Here is a 17,559-nt window from a genome sequence, read left to right on the forward strand (position 1 = left end):
GGTGAAAGGTGAAAGGTGAAATCGGTGCTTGACAAATGTTAGAAAAGTCACATCATTTCACTATTCACTATTCACTATTCACTATTCACTATTCACTATTCACTAGGGGCTGTTGCCGTTTCACATAGGTAACCATAAAAAAGCGCAAGCTAAGGCCACAGAAGCTTCAAAATTTCGTTTTAGCTTGTCATATCGTGTAGCAATAGCTCTGAAATGTTTCAGTCTTGCAAACACATTTTCAACGAGGTGACGATATTTGTAGAGACACCAATCCATATCATCATTCCCTACGGTTGAATTCTTTTTTCTTGGAATGACAGGAACAGCTCCTTTTTCTTTAATCTGAACACGGAGTGGTTCACTGTCATAGCCTTTGTCAGCAACGATATAGTCTGCCTTAGGCAGTTCAGCGACTAAGATTGGCGCTTCTTTACAATCATGAACTTCGCCACCTGTCAGTGTAAAGTGGATGGGAAGACCACAGGCATCAACAGCCATATGGATTTTGGTTGTATTGCCCGCCACCGACTTACCAATCGCTGATTCTTGCCCATGTGCCGCACCGCTACTATGCTGATGAGCTTTCACAATACTGCCATCAATAAATTGCCATTCCAAGTCAGGCTCAACGATCAGTTCGTTAAAAATACCCATCAGTTTTTCTTTACGAGACCATTCATTGAAGCGTTTATAAGCAGCATTCCAGTTACCAAAGGCACTGGGTAGATCTCGCCAGGGACAACCTACGCGCAAACGATAGAAAATCCCTTCGGTTGTTTGCCGAAGAAAGGGTTTGTCATATATTCCCATTTTCAACATAGTCATCTTCAATTTTTCCCACCGTTCATCCGTTAACATTTGTCGCGGCATAGTTTGCTTATTTTTGGCTAAAAATAAACGAGTTATGAGGCGGAATTATTGAAATTCAAGGGTACATTACAAAACGGCAACAGCCCCTATTCACTATTCACTATTCACTATTCACCTCCAACTCCCCAGCGCTTTTTTGAGCTCGGCTTCGGCGCGTAGCGCGTCGAAACGTGCCGCGATATCGCGTGAATGCGCTTTGTCGCGCGCAACTTCGGCTTCGATATAGCGCGTGACCGTGGCGGCGCCGGCTTGGCGTTGTTGGTTGACCAAGCGCAAGGCTTCCTCGGCCGACGCGATGGCCACTCGCGTCACATTGAGACGCGCCAGCGCTTCCCTGAATTTCAAATGCGCGGTTTTGACTTCGTTTTCGATAGCGAGCTTGGTCTGGGTATGCGCTTTTTGCGCTTCGTTCAATTGGTGCTCGGCTTTTTTAACGGCTTCGCTGGTACCGAAACCGTTAAACAAATCCATTTCGACCATGACGCCGGCCGTGACATTGTCGCGGTTAGTGGAAAAATCGATATTCTTGCTGTCCGAGCCATAGCTGACATACGCATTCGCGCGCGGCAGATGCGCGCCTTTGGCCGCGCTCAATTTGCGTTCGGCGATTTCGACTCGTTTGTAAGCCGCGGCGATTTCCGGACGCTCCTTGATGGCGCGGTTGAGTAAATCGTCGAACGATTCATGATTTTCCAGAATTTGTAGCCCCGCCGAGACTTGCTCGAATTCGAATGATTCGTTGGCATTAAGGCCCAGCAGCGTTTTGAGTCCGGTCCGAGTCAGTTCGATCGCATTCGCGGCTTGAATCTCGGCGTCTTGGGTTTCGGCCAATTGCACTTCCAACGATAAGACATCGGATTTCAATAGCGCGCCGGCATCGTATTGGTTTCTGCTTTGCCGCAGTTCGCTGTCGACCGCCTTGATTGAATTCAATGCGACTTTATGTGCCTCGGAGCTTGCAAGCAGGCCGTAATAGGTCGAGGTCACGGCTTCGATTAATTGATTGCGGACGGCCGACTCTTGCAATTGTGCCGCTTCGACGCCGAGTTCGGCGGCCTTGGCCGCTTGGTAGTCTTGGCCGCCGCGAAACAATGAATAGGTTGCAACGACTTCGGGCCGGTAATTATCGGTTCCGCCCGGTTGATTGAAATTGGTCGAGCCGTCGAGATTCAGTCGCCGCTGAGATATGATCATGCCGAACGCCCGCGAGGGATTGTCGGTATGTTCGTAAGACATACGTATTTGGGCTTGCGGGTAAAACGCGGCGAATGCTTCGCCCAATTGCGCTTGAGCTTGGCCGATACGCTCATGAGCGATTTGTAAATCCGGATTGTTTTGCAATGCAAGCGATATGACGTCTTCCAAGGTGTAAGTCGGCCGGCGTTCGAGTTCCGAAGATTGCGCGTAAACATGCGTTTGCGGCAGTATCAGTAAGCAAGCCAGAACGGCTGTTTTGGTCAATTCAAGCATAATGGCTTTCCGTTGAGGTAATGTGAATCATGCCGGCTAGTATATAAGAAAATACTAATATTAAATAGGCTTTGGAATCGAGTCGATAATACCGCATCGTAAGTCACTGATGTCAAGGATGTCGGTTGGTTTTATTCAAGTATACCCATCGCACTTCAAATTTCGGCATTGACGTATGGAGGCACCGAGGTGTTCGGCAAAGGCTTTGACAGCAGGGATGCTGTCACAGAGCCTACATGGACGTATTCGCGGCGTCCTTTGACGGACCCCCTGGCGTCGAAATTTGACCGGCAAAGGGTATAAGTAGCAATAGGAAATGATCAATTTCAATGGCTATTTTGTCTGGATGAGCCTCCAATTCTCCGCGTAGCCTGCGGGACGGGTTATTTAACCAGTCCCCAATGTTTCGGTTTGCTCCAAGCATCTCGGCTTACTTCGGCCAAAGTCGAAACGTTTCGGACGGGGTTGTAAACCCCGTCCTGCCAAATAATTAGTGCTGTGGGAGCGATCCCCAGATCGCGATCGTCGAAAACGACAATGCTAAAAAACGAACAACGGAATCGAAGCCGCAACACCAAGCTCCGAAAAAAAGGCGGCTGAATGTTGCAGGCTTCGAAAAAGATATAGATAACTTAAACGACACCGGCCTCGACATCGCGACGAAGGCGTCGCTCCCACAAAAGATTCAACAAAAGATTACAAGCCCAGTGTGGGAGCGATCCCCAGATCGCGATCGTCGAAGACGACAATGCTAAAAAACGAACAACGGAATCGAAGCCGCAACGCCAAGTTCCGAACAAAAGGCGGCTAAACGTTGCAGGCTTCGAAAAAGATATAGATCATGTAAACGACCTCGGCTTCGATATCGCGACAAAGGCGTCGCTCCCACAAGGATCTAAGTCTCTATCGTTTTTACTTTTATGGCGAAAACTATTTCCGCTTTGGCTCCGGGCAAGTCCGAGTTAGGATTAAGCCTTGCATAACGTCTCTCTCATCGACAATGAACTTATGAATACAAAACCGAAACGCCAATGGCAAAACTGGCTGGACCGCAATGTTTACGATCTGGCTCGACAAATGCGCCTTAGCTATGTTCCGCCGTTAATGGTCTATCTAGCAGCCGGCGTATCCGGCTTGACAGGCATCGTCGGAACTTTTTTCGTCAAGGAATATCTCGGCTTATCGGCCGAGTTTTTGGCGATGCTGGGCTTCTGGGTGATGCTGCCGTGGGCATTGAAAATGCCGGTCGGCCATTTAGTCGATTTGCTGTGGCGGCATAAAGCCAAGTTGATCTATCTCGGCGCGGCGCTGATCGCGGCTAGCTTGCTGATCATGATCAATCTCTTGGCTGACCGGGAATTCATGACGCATATCCTGCCCGCCGAAACCTGGTTTGTCTTATCGGTATTACTGGCGCCGATCGGTTATGTCGTACAGGATACCGTGGCCGATGCGATGACGGTCGAAGCGGTGCCGCGTTTCGACGAACAAGGCAGCCCGCTACCCGAAGCGCAAATCAAATTAGCGCACACGACGATGCAGACCTTGGGCCGAGTCGCCATTATCGGCGGGTCGATGCTGGTCGCGGCCGCCAATGTCATTCTGTTCGATGACGTACACTTGATGGACGACGCCGAAAAAGCGGCGGTGTATTTGGCGGTTTATCGTTGGGCCTTGGTCATACCCTTGATTTCGATAGCTGGGGTATTGCTGTCCGCCTATCTGCGATCTCAACAGGAATGGCGCTTGGCGGCGCAAGGTTATGAACGCGAAGAAATTGACCGCTTGCTGGCCCGGCCCGAAGATGAATTGCCCGAAATCAACTGCTGGATTCTCGGCGGCGGACTCGGTTTCGTGTTGTTCGCGGTCTTAATGGGTTTGAGCGATATTCCGAATAGCGATGCGATCGTCTTCATCGGTTCGCTGGCTATCGTCATGTTTTTGATTTGGCGCCTGACGCTGGACCTGGAGCCCACTCAACGCAATCAGCTGTACGGCATCGCTTTCGTGATATTCGCCTTTCGGGCCGTGCCGACGACCGGCGCAGGCGAAACGTGGTGGATGATCGATGTGCTCACCTTCGATCAACAGTTTCTTGCACAACTATCGTTAGTCACTAGCGGACTGACACTGTTCGGCATGTTTCTATTCCGGCGCTTCATGGCCGAACGCCCGATTACCCATGTGATTGCGGTCTTGACGATAGTGTTGAGTGCGCTGTATTTACCTAATATCGCGCTGTTTTACGGCTTTCATGAATGGACCCAGGCCCATACCGGCGGCGTGGTCGATGCGCGCTTCATTGCCTTAATCGATACCGCGCTGGAATCTCCCCTCGGACAGATCGCGATGATTCCGATGCTGGCCTGGATCGCCAACTCCGCACCGCCTAGACTCAAGGCGACCTATTTCGCGGTCATGGCCGCATTCGTCAACTTGGCGCTATCGCTGTCTCAATTACTGACTAAGGCGCTCAATCAATTTTTCGTGATCAGCCGCGAAATCAAAGATCCTACAACCGGCTTGACCGTCACCGCCGCCGATTACAGCCAATTAGGCAGCTTATTTTTCATCGTGATGTTCCTGGGATTGGCGATGCCGTTGTCGGCGATTTTTATCGCCCGGCGCACGTTTTTGAAGGATAGCAATTGATTGGGCTGCCGCGGCAGGGGCTGCTTGACTCCATAAGACGCGTTCCAACGCTTGGCTGCAAATTTCCTAACGTAATCTTCGATGCGATTCAAGAGCTCGATCAGCCCGGTCGCTCTATAGCCATCGTAGATCAAAATTCGGCACCGGGGTGCCCGTCAAAGGACGCCGTAAATACATCCATGTAGGCTCTTTGCCTAACACCCCGACGCCTCCATACGCTAATGCCGAACTTTTAAGTGCGATAGATATAACGATCCTTCTGTACTGATTTAATGCCTGTTTCGCCTTCTTTTTTGGCTTTGCAGGATTTAGGTTGAAGATTTGGAAACACTATTCCTCTAACATTAAATATGGCTTTAAACACTAACTTCTCTGTCTAGGCATAAAATTGCATATCCTTCCAACTTGTCACATTTAGTCTTTGTCACAAAATTGTAATAATTTAATATTAAATTTAGATAGAAGAAGCTATCTAATTTCCATGTAAGCCTTCGGTATACCCATCGTAGATCAAAATTCAGCACCGGGGTGTCCTAGGGCACTCCCGAAATTTGAAGTGCGAAAGATATAATGGTTCGACCAAGAATGTTGTCAGGTATTGATTTTTCCTAAATCCTGCAGTCAACCTACGAAATATACGTAATTTATCATACGGTTACATAAACCCCTTGAATCGCCCATTGGACGAGTAACTTGGAAAGTATACCTTTCGCACTTCAAATTTCGGCATTAGCCTATGGAGGTGCCGGGGTGTTCGGCAAAGGCTTTGCCTACATGGATGTATTTACGGCGTCCTTTGACGGGCACCCCGGCGCCGAATTTTGATCTGCGATGAGAATAAAACCGACTGCGACAGAACGGTATTATACAGTTGCAGTCAGAGCATATTAGGACGCATTCACCCAGCACCAAAATTTTCCGAGTTATTAATCCTGGTCGATGGGTTAAGCAATTTTGCTAATAATTTAAGCAGAATACTCATGCTGAATAGTTACAATTAAGGATCGTAAAATTGAGCGAACTGAAACACATCATTTCCCTACGAATAGAAAACAGTCTTCGTAACGCTGTTCAAGTCACAGCATCGAGGTTTTACGTCCGGGAGTCGGATATTTACCGCTTCGCGATCAACTACATGCTAAAACGGCTCCGATGCTTGCATGAAGACGACTTTACCGGCAGCGATTTGCTGCCATTGATGCTTGATATCCGCGAAGATTTAATCGACAGCCTGTCATTAAAGAAACATCAGCTTTTCAACATCATGAACGGCAACAATACCCATCCGGACAAGTTCGTTGCAATGTCCGATATTGAACTGCTGTTGACGCCGCGTCATTTGTTGAAACAACGCCTGCTAAAAATCGACGATACCCTCCGGTCCGATGTTGACAGCGAAACTTGGTTGAGGGACTATTTACTCGAGAAATACCAATCGCATCCAGATAAAAACGCTATACCTTTCGTACTTGAAAATTCGGCAGGCGACTAAGGAGGCACCGGGGTGTTCGACAAAGGCTTTGCCAGCATGGAGCTGGCATAGAGCCTACATGGACGTATTCACGGCGTCCTTTGACGGGCACCCCGGCGCCGAATTTTGATCTGCGATGAGTATACAACGTCCGCGCAGCCGCAGGTGTCGAATTGAATACTCACAGCAATTCCCAGTTTGAGCAGTTTCGCCGATTTTAGGGTGTGGGGTATGTCTGTCGAGGAACGCCGTAAACCCATCCATGGAGCATAAGTATCTACACATCTTTATTTTTTAAAATCATGCTGTTATAAAGTTTCTTCTGGTTTTTTATGAAAATAGGGACTAAAAATTGAAGTTTTTAGTCTACTTTTTTATCCTAGATAACAGAGAAATTAACTTAACTAATTGTTTTATAAAGCTGTATACTTGTGTAGATACCTATGTCCATGGAGGCTTGGCGACAGCTAAGCGCCAAGGATGGTGTGAATGCAGATTTTGCATTACGCCAAGGATGGCGTGTAGTAGGGCAATGCAGGGCAGAAAAATGCTCCTGCATTTTCTGCATTCATTACATCCATGTAACTCAGCAATTGCCGAGGAGCAAAAATCTGCCCCTGCTGCCGACATCCTCGCCAAGCATACCCCACACCCTTTTTGATCTCCAAATTGGGAATTGCTGGAAAACTCAGGAGCTTGCGCTTGATCGAAACGCCTGCGTATCCATTGACCAACAATTTGGGAGAACACAGCTTGCGGCACTGGGTATTGCTGCGCAAAATCAATTTCGGTTCGCGGACGACACAAGAAAGCCGCGTAGTCGCGTTACTGGCGAACGTAATCGATACCGCGCGCTTACTCCCTTTTGATTGAAAAACCGTCTAAGAATAAAAGGTATGGGATGTGTCTATCGAGCGAGGACCGCCGTAAAAACCAATCCTATTCTCGTTTACCTATGCCGGTTTTGGTGTAATGGGAACAGGGGGCTAAACGACTACCAAACAACCGTAATTCTGGAACTCACGCAACAACATCCTTCTCATCTGTGCAGACCAAACGGCCGGGAAAAATGCAACTAAAACAACTTCCCTTCCCGACTTCGCTTTTTATTTCTAATTTAGCCTCATGATTTTGCAGCGCATGCTTGACGATTGCTAGACCCAAACCGGTCCCGCTTTGTTTTTTACTGAGATTGGTATCGACCCGGTAAAAGCGCTCGGTAACTCTTGGGATTTCTAAAGCCGCTATACCTTCGCCATGATCTTGCACATCGAGCCTCGGGCAGCCCTGATGCTCATACCAACGCACATTGACAATGGAGTCTTCGGACGAATACTTTAAAGCATTGACTAACAAATTGGTAAAGGCGCTACGTAAATCCTCTTCCACACCGATTATTTTGGCTTGGCTTTCCAGTTTGAGATCGATACGCCCGAATGAATTTTTCAGACTAGCGCCTTCGCTACATATTTTACTTAGCAAACCTGGAATATCGACGCATTTCGCCTTCTTTTTCTGAGTTTCTAGTCGCGTCAACAATAATAAATCGTCGACTAGATGCTCCATGCGCTCGGTCTGACTCTGCATTTGCGTGATCGAATTGCTTAACAATCCCGATTCGCCGTCATCCATGTCTTTGATCGTCTCTAAATACCCTTTCAGTACCGTCAGCGGCGTTCTCAGCTCATGAGACACATTCGCGACAAAATCCTTGCGCATGATTTCCATTTTTTTCAGCTGGGTAACGTCTTGCGCCAACAGCAATCGTAACCCGGCACCATAAGGTACGACTCGTACTGAAAGCATCACATTCGGGTCGACAGGAGAAGGAAGTACGATCACATCGTCGTATTTGCGATTATCCAAATAGCGGGTGAATTCGGGAAAACGAATCAAGTTAGGTATCCGCTGACCTTTATCGGATTTGTCGAGACCCAGCACTTTCATCGCCGCTTTGTTGGACCATTCGATTTCATCGTTAGGACTCAGTACAACAGCAGCATCCGGCAAGGCCTCGGTCGATTTACGAAATTGATCGACCATTTTTCCGAGTTTTTTCTTGCGCTTTTTTTCGCGCTTTTTCATGCGATAAACGTGGAAGTAAATAGCCTCCCAAATACCGGTCGACTTCGGATATTTCCCGCTACCGCCGTTGTCTATCCATTTTTCGAATCGATAAATCTGATAGAACTGCCGAATCAAAATGCTCACCAATAGCACAAATAGAATCGGTACAAGAATTTTCCCCAAAACACCGACAATGATTGCGGCAAGCAACAGTAGCGATAATGTTGCAATTTCCCTAATCCATGGATTCATTGGGTTTTAGCTAATGAGAGAGAATCGGTAGCCGAATCCGCGCACAGTTTGCACTAGTTCTTCCCGTCCGTATTCGGCTAATATTTTTCTTAATCGTCTGATATGCACGTCGACGGTCCTCTCCTCGATATAAACACTGCGCCCCCAAACTTGATCGAGCAATTGCGTGCGGCTATAGACCTTGTCCGGATGCGTCATGAAAAACTGCATCAATCTGAATTCGGTCGGGCTAACATCCAGTTGCTTATCGCCTATCGTCAACCGGTGCTGCTCGCTGTCGAGAATCATGTCGCCCAGCGTAATCTGCGCTAGGTCTTGGATTTTACCGGTTCTACGCAGCACGGCACGTATTCTTGCAACCAATTCCTTCGGAGAAAACGGTTTCGTCATGTAGTCGTCAGCACCGATTTCGAGTCCGCGCACTTTGTCTTCTTCCTCGCCTCGAGCGGTCAATAAAATGATCGGAATTTCCCGGTAAAATTGGTCTTTCTTAAGACGTCTCGCCCATTCGATACCGCTAATGCCGGGCAACATCCAATCCAACACGATCAAATCCGGAGTGCGTTCCTGAAGAATCAAATTAGCCACTTCGGCATCGGCGCATTGACTCGCTTCGAAACCGGACTGCTCCAATACCATCGCCAGCATTTCTCGGATAGCATCTTCATCTTCGACGACTAAAACGCTCAATCTACTCATATGCTTCTACAGGTCAATAAAATTCCGATTTTAGCAGGAGCTATGTTACGTTTTTATGACAAATATGTGATTATGCCGATATTGTTGGATTTCTGATGCTTTCAATCGACTATGCGTTAACCGCTTTATGAGTCGCAAAAGTATTTTACTTCAGGTCTATACCACCCTCCAATAATCGCCGCAGCGACTTTTCAACTTGCTTGATTTAAATTCGATGAAACTTAACGAGTTGATAATAGTCACAGGAAACCACTGTCTCAAATACAACATTGACTCAGTGTTAATTGGGCTTAAGCCTCGTTAGGTTTTGATAACTTTCGACTAGGGTTCAATCCGCTTGAACTCAACATGCTTTCGCTCGGCAGCCATTCTCATTTTGGCGGAACTCCAAAAAATTGGAACGTCTCACCTCTAAAATGACAATGACTGAAAACCATCCAAGCGATTCCGAAGAGGGGTTGCTTTGTAATCGTAACCGGCTATTTCTAAGGTCATACCCCTGAGTCCAAACGGCCTATCGCCGTGACTTGATGGATTTAGAGGCGATCGGCTTGGCCTTACAAACCGTTACGTTATTTTCAGCTAAATAGGAGAACCTATGACTTTTAAAATCCATTCTATCGCGACTATCTGCACTGTTTTATTAACGACGGCAACCGCCATTCACGCGCAAGAGACAAGCTCTCCCGAAGTTGCAAACCCATCTATCGCAACCGAATCGGTAAAAATCGATCCGCAAACGCTCGAGAAGTTCAATCAGGCCCATTCGGCATTATTATCGATCCGACAAGAATTCTCGCAAGAATTAAGCACCGTCACCAATCAGCAAGAAGCCGAGGCAATACAAATGAAAGCCCAGGAAAAAATGATAGAAGCCGTGGAGGAAACGGGCTTGTCGATAGAACAATACGGCGAAGTCATTGCAATGCTGCAGAATAATCCCGAATTATCCGAGCATATATTCGGTAATTCCCGACCGGTTAAGTAAACCAATCGTAATTGTTCAGTCCCTCTTGAAAAAGACGACCACATGGATGCAGGGGACTGAGCAATTATACCTTTCGCACTTCAAATTTCGGCAGTGCCCGAGGAGGCGCAGGGGTGTCCGACAAAGGCTTTGCCAGCATGGAGCTGGCATAGAACCTCCATAGACGTATTCACGGCGTATTTTGGCGGACACCCCGGTGCCGAATTTTGATCTACGAATGGGTATACATCCAATCGGCGAGTCATTGCATGGGCTTTAAGCTAAGCGTGGACTTCAAGGTGCCGCGACCATTTTCGGAATATTCTGTATTTCCTTGATGGGGTCGTGGCTTGGCTTTGTCTATCTTTCAATTAAATGTTTAAAAGCAACCGGCTTTTGCAAGCCGAAAACAGTTGCATGATATCTTTACTGTTGATTTCCTCATCTCGTATTCGCCCTTCCTTTTCCACACAATCAAGAACTTGCATACTTGCAAACGCTGGAAAAATGACTCAAACATTAATTTCACAAGATCGTGCAGTATAAAAAACCGGAAATATTATCATCCTCAATCGATGATAACGACAAGGAACATTTACCCATGCCATCATTAATAATCTTTCCGTTATTTCTCTACTTCTTTCTGGCACCAACTACCGGGCATGCTCAATCAGAGCGCCATTACTGCTATTCCGACGCCCACATTCACTTTGTCAATTTTTTTCAACGAAGCGAAGGCATTCAGGCTTTGTTGACCGCGATGGATCAAGCCTGTATCGATCATGTCATGTTAACCGGACTACCGGTCACCAAAAAATGGGATGAAAACGAACCGAAGGAACCTCGCTATGTCTTCGGTGACGACGCGCCGACCTATTGGTACAGTGCCTCGGACGTTATTGTCGCAGAGGCCGTCAAAGATCTTCCGCCGGCACATCGCCAACGCATTCATCCATTTATCAGCGCATTCAATCCCAACGACATGAATGCGGTCGATCATATCGAGCGCATGATTCGTCTCTATCCGGGACTCTGGGAAGGAATAGGCGAAGTGATGACTCGCCACGACGATTTAACGGCACTCAATCTAGGTAATCCGGTACGTGCCGATAGCGGCGGATTACCTCGCATTTATGAATTGGCCGCCCGTTTGGATATGCCAGTGATGATACATAGCAACGTGACCTCTCAAAGAGAACACGAACCGCTCTATGTCGAAGAAATGACCCGAGCGCTGAGCGCTTACCCAGATACCAAGTTCATTTGGGCACATGCCGGCGTCAGCATGGCGATCAACCGCAGAATGAAACTGGATTTTATCGTCGGGTTACTCGATCGACTATTGAATAAACATGTCCATTTATATATCGACCTATCCTGGAGCTTGTTGAATCATTATCTACTGGATGAAAACGGCAAGCCGGATAGCGAATGGCTCGAATTAATCGAAAAATATCCGGACCGCTTTATGCTCGGCTCCGATGCAGTAGGCCGTTTCGGGAATATTGGCAAGGCCTTGCACGCATACAACCCATTTCTCGATGCTCTTAACGAAGCCACCGCTCACCGAGTCGCGCGCGACAATTTCTTGGCATTACTCCCGAAACAAGCGGTGACATTGCCTTACACCGGCGATAAAACAAAAACGCTGGTAGACGACGGCGATGACTCGTAATTAGCCTTAGTTCGGGATATACCTTTCGCACTTCAAATTTCGGCAGTGTCTAAGGAGGCACCGGGATGCTCGGCAAAGGCTTTGCCAGCATGGAGCTGGCATAGAGCCTACAGGGACGTATTCACGGCGTCCTTTGACGGGCACCCCGGCGCCGAATTTTGATCTACGAGGGGTATAAAAATTATATATTACTGCTGTTTCCTAAGCCCGACCGGCCTCAAGGAATCAAGCCACTTTCGAAAACGCCAATGTCCCGCCTTCGACATCGACAACAATTTTGTCGCCTGGACCGAATTTTCCGCCAAGAATCTCTTGCGCCAGCGGGTTTTCCAATTGATGTTGTATCGCGCGTTTCAGCGGTCTTGCGCCGTAAACCGGGTCGAATCCGGCTTCGCCGAGTTTATCCAGCGCCGCCTCGCTCAACTCGAGATCGATATCGTGATCGAGCAAACGTTTGCGCAGATAACGGATCTGAATATCGGTAATCGACCGGATTTGGTCGCGGCCGAGCGGATGGAACACGACGACGTCGTCGATGCGGTTGATGAACTCCGGACGGAAATGGTAGCCGACTACCTCCATAACCGCCGATTTCATCGCCGCATAGTTTTCTTCGCCTGCCAACTCCTGTATTCGGTCCGAACCGAGGTTCGACGTCATCACGACGACGGTATTGCGGAAATCGACCGTTCTGCCCTGCCCATCGGTCAAGCGGCCGTCGTCGAGCACTTGCAGCAGCACGTTGAACACGTCCGGATGCGCCTTTTCGACCTCGTCGAGCAAAATTACCGAATAAGGCTTGCGCCGCACCGCTTCGGTCAAATAACCGCCTTCTTCGTAGCCGACATAGCCCGGAGGCGCGCCGATCAAACGCGCGACCGAATGCTTCTCCATGAATTCGGACATGTCGATGCGCACCATCGCTTCTTCGGTATCGAACAAGAATTCGGCCAATGCCTTGCACAGTTCGGTTTTGCCGACGCCGGTCGGCCCCAAGAACAGGAACGAACCGTTCGGCCGGTTCGGGTCGGAGAGACCCGCGCGCGAACGGCGAATCGCGTTGCTAACCGAGATCAGCGCCTCGGTTTGTCCGACCACCCGTTTTTGGATCTGCTCTTCCATGCGCAATAATTTATCGCGCTCGCCTTCCATCATTTTCGAGACCGGAATACCGGTCCATTTCGAGACGACTTCGGCGATTTCTTCATCGGTTACCTTATTGCGAAGCAGTTTCATTTCCTGCATTTCAGCCTGCGACGCCAGATCCAATTCCTTGACCAGCGAAGGGATCACGCCGTATTGCAATTCCGACATGCGGCTCAGATCGTTCGCGCGACTGGCAACTTCCAATTCCAAACGGGCTTGTTCCAGTCTTTCCTTGATCGCGGTCGTGCCTTGCAGCGCGGCTTTTTCGGCTTTCCAAATTTCGTCGAACTCGGAATATTCTTTTTCCAGGTTCTCGATCGCTTCCTCAAGGCTTTCCAAACGTTTTTTAGACGCTTCATCGGTTTCGTTTTTCAATGCCTCGCGTTCGATCTTCAATTGAATCAAACGCCGGTCCAGCCTATCCATCGCCTCCGGTTTCGAGTCGATTTCCATGCGAATGCGGCTTGCCGCTTCATCGACCAAATCGATCGCCTTGTCGGGCAGTTGCCGGTCGGAAATGTAACGATGCGAGAGCGTTGCGGCCGCGACGATCGCGGGATCGGTAATATCGACGCCATGATGCACTTCGTATTTCTCCTTCAAGCCGCGCAAGATCGCGATGGTATCTTCGACGTTCGGCTCGTCGACCAAGACTTTTTGGAAACGGCGCTCCAAGGCCGCGTCTTTTTCGATATATTTGCGGTATTCGTCTAGGGTGGTCGCACCGACGCAATGTAATTCGCCGCGCGCCAAAGCGGGTTTAAGCATATTGCCTGCATCCATCGCGCCTTCCGCCTTGCCCGCACCGACCATCGTATGCAATTCATCGACGAACAGAATGACCTGGCCTTGTTGTTTTGCGATATCGTTCAACACCGCTTTTAACCGTTCCTCGAATTCGCCGCGGAATTTTGCGCCGGCGATCAGCGCCGCCATATCGAGTGACAACAATTGTTTGCCTTTGATGCCCTCCGGCACTTCACCGTTGACGATGCGCTGCGCCAAGCCTTCGACGATCGCGGTCTTGCCGACGCCGGGTTCGCCGATCAATACCGGGTTGTTTTTGGTGCGACGCTGCAAGACTTGTATCGTGCGGCGGATTTCGTCGTCGCGACCGATCACCGGATCGAGCTTACCCTGTTCGGCTTGCTCGGTCAGATTGATCGTGTATTTGCTTAATGCTTGACGTTGCTCCTCGGCGTTGGCATCGTCGATGTTTTGTCCGCCACGGACATTGTCTATGGCTTTTTCCGCAGCCGCTCGGGTCACGCCGGCTTTTTTTAGGATATCTTGCAGAGCGCCCGATGTTTCGCAGGCAGCCAATAAAAACAATTCGCTCGAGATAAATTTGTCGCCGCGTTTTTGCGCGAGCTTGTCGGTCACGTTCAACAAGCGCGACAATTCGTTGGAAATCTGCACGTCGCCGCCGATTCCTGAAACGGTTGGGGTGCGTTCAAGCACCTTGGTCAATTCGGCCTGTACGATATTCGGGTTTGCGCCGATTTGCGACAACAGCGGCCGAATACTGCCGCCGTCCTGATTTAATAAAGCCAGCATCACATGGGCCGGCTCGATGAATTGATGATCCTTGCCCAAAGCCAGGCTTTGCGCATCGGCCAACGCCATCTGAAACTTGCTGGTCAGTTTATCCATTCTCATGTTGTTTACCTCAACGGTGAATTTTTATATTACTCCTAACATGGAGGGTAACCGGCTGTTTTTCAAGCTCGCCGAGAAAAATTACCTTTTTTTGGCCGTGTTCGCGTTAATCCGAGAAAAAGCATTTCAGCTCGTTTCTGTCGTTACTGGACGCAGAAGCGTCCAGGGCTGCATTCCCATAAACGCCAACTTAAGACGCAATACATTGATTCATATTTGAAAAAAAGGGACGACCACAACCTAGAGTATTTTTACCGACGAAAGTGAAAATCCCTATGAAGCAGCTACAGCTAACAGGTACGCTTTTTGATGACTTTTTGCAAGAGCTCCCAGCAGATCTCCAGGAACGGGCCTATGAATTAGAGGCGTTTGCACGGGCACGGAAAATCCCAGCAATTCCCAGTTTGAGCAGTTTCGCCGATTTTAGGGTGTGGGGTATGCCTGTCGAGGAACGCCGTATACCCCATCCATGGGGGCTTGCCGGCAGCTCGAACGCCAAGGATGGCGTGTAGTAGGGCACCAACAGTAGGCGCTTTAGGCGATGCAGGGCAGAAAAATGCTCCTGCATTTTCTGCATTCATTACATCCATGTAACTCAGCAATTGCCGAGGAGCAAAAATCTGCCCTGCTGCCGACATTCTCGCCAAGCATACCCCACACCCTTTTTGATCTCCAAATTGGGAATGCTGGCCAAATCCCCTTCCAACCGTTGTCTAAGAAATATGCACAAAATAACTTCTACAAGTAGTAGGCTTTGCGGCGGTTCGGTAACTCGCTTGACAGGACGCCGTGAATACGTCCATGTAGGCTTGACGGCGGAATCTGATTGCCATGGATGGCATGAATGCAGATTTTGCAGGAGCAAAAATCTGCCCTGCCGCCGACACCTGTCAATCGAGCCACCGAACCCCCTTCCAACAGTTGTCTAAGTTATTTCATGCTCGTTCCTAAGCTGAGCTTGGGCAGGCGCGAAAAGGGCGTCGTTATTTCATTCCCTTTCCAAAAGCCGGAAATCAAAACTCCCATCTGACCCCGATGCGTGCAGTATGCATCGTTTCGTAACGTTGATCCAGCAAGGTTTCATATTGGGCGAACGAGGAGATACCGTTCGCCAAAATCGCGCTCATGCCGGCGCGAAAAATGAAATAATCCCGATCGGGGTTATTGGTCCTGATCACAAAAGGCAATGACGGGTCGTTGGCAAAACGCATGACCATGTCCCGGCTGTTGTTTTTGAACTCGTGTTCCCAATCGAAGCCCAAATGCGGCAGCAGCACGCCGAAGGGCGCGCTATAGGCATAGCTGACTTGCCATCCCAGCACCGTGAGCACCGATTCATTGAATTGTTCGTCGACGAGTAGATTCAAACCGGTCGGTCCTTTTTCCCGATAGGCATCGATGTTCATGCGGCCGTATTCGGTCCTCGCCTTGACGCCCAAGGTCCATTGTTTTATCGGTAAATCATAGCCCAAACCGATGCTGAAGCGTTGTTGGTCGCCGCCGAAGTCGGCCCGGCTATTCTGCCGGGCAATGTTCCCTAGCGCGTCGGGTATCAACAGCATCCGCTGCGAGTCGTAAGCATTGCCCGTATAGGTGAAGATACCGTCCAGATAGAGGTTGTCGGTGATGAAATAAGAACCGTAGACCGAAGCGCTGTAGCCTCGGTTCAATAAGTTACCGGCTCTACGTTGATAATCCGTGTCGGTATCGCTAAATCCAAAGGCGGCGCCCAGTATCAATGCATCGGTAAAACGATAATCGGTGCCGATGGTGATGCTGAAAACATCGGAGTCCGAGCCGACTTCCAAGTCGGTCGTGATTCTATCGTTTCTGTTGTATTGCGCGTTGACGAAAACGTTCAGGCGGTTGTCGAGCAAATCGCCGCTTTCCGGTTCGTCGCCGGCGCCGCCGCCTTGGGCTTGCGACGGAAACAGGCTGGCCAAACTGAAGGTACGACCGTTCGCGCTCAGCTTAATGCCGCCCGTTTCTTGTTCGTGCCGGTGCATTTGCCGAACTTCGTCGAGACGGTACAGCAAATTGCGAATCTGAATGTTCGACTGCATCGCCGCCGAGTTGATTTGCGCAGCAGTTTGCAAAGGCGTTATCGATTGCAGCACTTCGAATTGAGTCGATGGGTCCAGGCGGGTGAAGTTTTCGTAGAATCGCCTCAATTCGGGCGCATTCGATTTGCTGATGACCTTGAGTATTTGACTTTCATTCGAGAACGGCGCCATCGATTCGATGGACCTCACATTCAAGCTGACGGTCCCGGAGCCGGTGATCGGTTCATTGGCAAAGTCGGCGGCGAAGGAAAAGCTGTCGGCGCCGATATAATCGCTATTGGGGGTGTAACTGACCGAACCGTCGCCGTTATTGACTAAGGCGCCATTGGCGGGTCCTCGCGTGATTCGGATCGTTTCCCCTTGATTGGCAAGGACGATTCTGGCTGCTTGACCGGTCAAGAGGTTGACTGATGCGGGCGCTACGATTGCCGCATGACTGAGGCTGAAACTGCCGAGTAAAACGACGAGCAGAAACCAAGCCAGTTGACGAAGCATCGTGCAGGGTTTTCGTTGAAAAAAAAGGCCTTGTTGAGTGAACATAATGTCGCCTACTATCAAATTAATTTGG

General features: G+C 49.2%; 13 protein-coding genes. 7 read left to right on the plus strand and 6 right to left on the minus strand.

Going from position 1 to position 17,559, the window contains the following annotated elements; genetic code table 11:
- Window positions 1–120: 120 nt before the first annotated feature.
- Together EQU24_RS15600 and EQU24_RS15605 are read right to left on the minus strand one after the other, a co-directional pair.
- The gene (locus tag EQU24_RS15600) at window positions 121–870 is read right to left on the minus strand and encodes an IS5 family transposase (protein ID WP_026130384.1); all 750 of its coding nucleotides are present in this window, start codon (window positions 868–870) and stop codon (window positions 121–123) included.
- A gap of 111 nt (window positions 871–981) precedes the next feature.
- On the minus strand, window positions 982–2,340 hold the full coding sequence (locus tag EQU24_RS15605; RefSeq protein ID WP_017842702.1) for a TolC family protein: 1,359 nt from the start codon (window positions 2,338–2,340) through the stop codon (window positions 982–984).
- A gap of 1,008 nt (window positions 2,341–3,348) precedes the next feature.
- On the opposite strand from EQU24_RS15605, the gene EQU24_RS15615 reads away from it, so the two are divergent.
- From EQU24_RS15615 to EQU24_RS15635, 3 genes are all read left to right on the plus strand, one after another.
- Window positions 3,349–4,992 (plus strand): MFS transporter, encoded by a 1,644-nt coding sequence (locus tag EQU24_RS15615; RefSeq protein ID WP_017842700.1) that lies wholly within the window; start codon window positions 3,349–3,351, stop codon window positions 4,990–4,992.
- Window positions 4,993–6,004: 1,012 nt separating this feature from the next.
- Window positions 6,005–6,484, plus strand: a complete 480-nt coding sequence (locus EQU24_RS15620; protein ID WP_235726439.1) for a hypothetical protein — start codon at window positions 6,005–6,007, stop codon at window positions 6,482–6,484.
- A gap of 681 nt (window positions 6,485–7,165) precedes the next feature.
- Window positions 7,166–7,336: a hypothetical protein gene (locus EQU24_RS15635; protein ID WP_235726438.1), complete on the plus strand. Its 171-nt coding sequence runs from the start codon at window positions 7,166–7,168 to the stop codon at window positions 7,334–7,336.
- Between the two features lie 147 nt (window positions 7,337–7,483).
- Here EQU24_RS15635 and phoR read toward each other — a convergent pair whose 3' ends face one another.
- Both phoR and phoB read right to left on the minus strand, forming a co-directional pair.
- Entirely contained in the window at window positions 7,484–8,782 is a 1,299-nt protein-coding gene (gene phoR, locus EQU24_RS15640) for a phosphate regulon sensor histidine kinase PhoR (RefSeq protein WP_017842697.1), read from the minus strand.
- A 6-nt stretch (window positions 8,783–8,788) separates the two neighbouring features.
- Window positions 8,789–9,481: a phosphate regulon transcriptional regulator PhoB gene (phoB, locus tag EQU24_RS15645; RefSeq protein WP_017842696.1), complete on the minus strand. Its 693-nt coding sequence runs from the start codon at window positions 9,479–9,481 to the stop codon at window positions 8,789–8,791.
- A 598-nt stretch (window positions 9,482–10,079) separates the two neighbouring features.
- Between phoB and EQU24_RS15650 the strand changes: the two genes are divergently transcribed.
- Together EQU24_RS15650 and EQU24_RS15655 are read left to right on the plus strand one after the other, a co-directional pair.
- Window positions 10,080–10,469 carry a DUF4168 domain-containing protein gene (locus EQU24_RS15650; protein ID WP_017842694.1) on the plus strand — a complete coding sequence of 130 codons (390 nt, stop codon included), beginning with the start codon at window positions 10,080–10,082 and terminating at the stop codon, window positions 10,467–10,469.
- 580 nt (window positions 10,470–11,049) lie between these two features.
- Complete coding sequence (locus EQU24_RS15655) at window positions 11,050–12,123, plus strand: amidohydrolase family protein (RefSeq protein ID WP_051056292.1); 1,074 nt, start codon at window positions 11,050–11,052, stop codon at window positions 12,121–12,123.
- A 225-nt stretch (window positions 12,124–12,348) separates the two neighbouring features.
- Here EQU24_RS15655 and clpB read toward each other — a convergent pair whose 3' ends face one another.
- Window positions 12,349–14,928: an ATP-dependent chaperone ClpB gene (clpB, locus tag EQU24_RS15660; protein WP_017842692.1), complete on the minus strand. Its 2,580-nt coding sequence runs from the start codon at window positions 14,926–14,928 to the stop codon at window positions 12,349–12,351.
- Window positions 14,929–15,203: 275 nt separating this feature from the next.
- Between clpB and EQU24_RS22760 the strand changes: the two genes are divergently transcribed.
- Complete coding sequence (locus EQU24_RS22760) at window positions 15,204–15,440, plus strand: hypothetical protein (protein ID WP_017842690.1); 237 nt, start codon at window positions 15,204–15,206, stop codon at window positions 15,438–15,440.
- A 332-nt stretch (window positions 15,441–15,772) separates the two neighbouring features.
- Window positions 15,773–15,958 carry a hypothetical protein gene (locus tag EQU24_RS15665; protein ID WP_017842688.1) on the plus strand — a complete coding sequence of 62 codons (186 nt, stop codon included), beginning with the start codon at window positions 15,773–15,775 and terminating at the stop codon, window positions 15,956–15,958.
- Here EQU24_RS15665 and EQU24_RS15670 read toward each other — a convergent pair.
- Window positions 15,942–17,531: an autotransporter domain-containing protein gene (locus tag EQU24_RS15670; RefSeq protein WP_017842687.1), complete on the minus strand. Its 1,590-nt coding sequence runs from the start codon at window positions 17,529–17,531 to the stop codon at window positions 15,942–15,944. The two genes, EQU24_RS15665 and EQU24_RS15670, sit on opposite strands and share 17 nt — an antisense overlap.
- Window positions 17,532–17,559 lie beyond the last annotated feature (28 nt).

Source organism: Methylotuvimicrobium buryatense (assembly GCF_005931095.1).
GTDB lineage: Bacteria > Pseudomonadota > Gammaproteobacteria > Methylococcales > Methylomonadaceae > Methylotuvimicrobium > Methylotuvimicrobium buryatense.

Bases quoted from the DNA above. Each gene is read 5' to 3' on its own strand.
- phoR (WP_017842697.1), bottom strand. From the start codon at position 8,782: ATGAATCCATGGATTAGGGAAATTGCAACATTATCGCTACTGTTGCTT.
- EQU24_RS15670 (WP_017842687.1), bottom strand. From the start codon at position 17,531: ATGTTCACTCAACAAGGCCTTTTTTTTCAACGAAAACCCTGCACGATG.
- EQU24_RS22760 (WP_017842690.1), top strand. From the start codon at position 15,204: ATGAAGCAGCTACAGCTAACAGGTACGCTTTTTGATGACTTTTTGCAA.
- EQU24_RS15615 (WP_017842700.1), top strand. From the start codon at position 3,349: ATGAATACAAAACCGAAACGCCAATGGCAAAACTGGCTGGACCGCAAT.
- EQU24_RS15600 (WP_026130384.1), bottom strand. From the start codon at position 870: ATGCCGCGACAAATGTTAACGGATGAACGGTGGGAAAAATTGAAGATG.
- EQU24_RS15605 (WP_017842702.1), bottom strand. From the start codon at position 2,340: ATGCTTGAATTGACCAAAACAGCCGTTCTGGCTTGCTTACTGATACTG.
- clpB (WP_017842692.1), bottom strand. From the start codon at position 14,928: ATGAGAATGGATAAACTGACCAGCAAGTTTCAGATGGCGTTGGCCGAT.
- phoB (WP_017842696.1), bottom strand. From the start codon at position 9,481: ATGAGTAGATTGAGCGTTTTAGTCGTCGAAGATGAAGATGCTATCCGA.
- EQU24_RS15665 (WP_017842688.1), top strand. From the start codon at position 15,773: ATGCAGATTTTGCAGGAGCAAAAATCTGCCCTGCCGCCGACACCTGTC.
- EQU24_RS15650 (WP_017842694.1), top strand. From the start codon at position 10,080: ATGACTTTTAAAATCCATTCTATCGCGACTATCTGCACTGTTTTATTA.
- EQU24_RS15655 (WP_051056292.1), top strand. From the start codon at position 11,050: ATGCCATCATTAATAATCTTTCCGTTATTTCTCTACTTCTTTCTGGCA.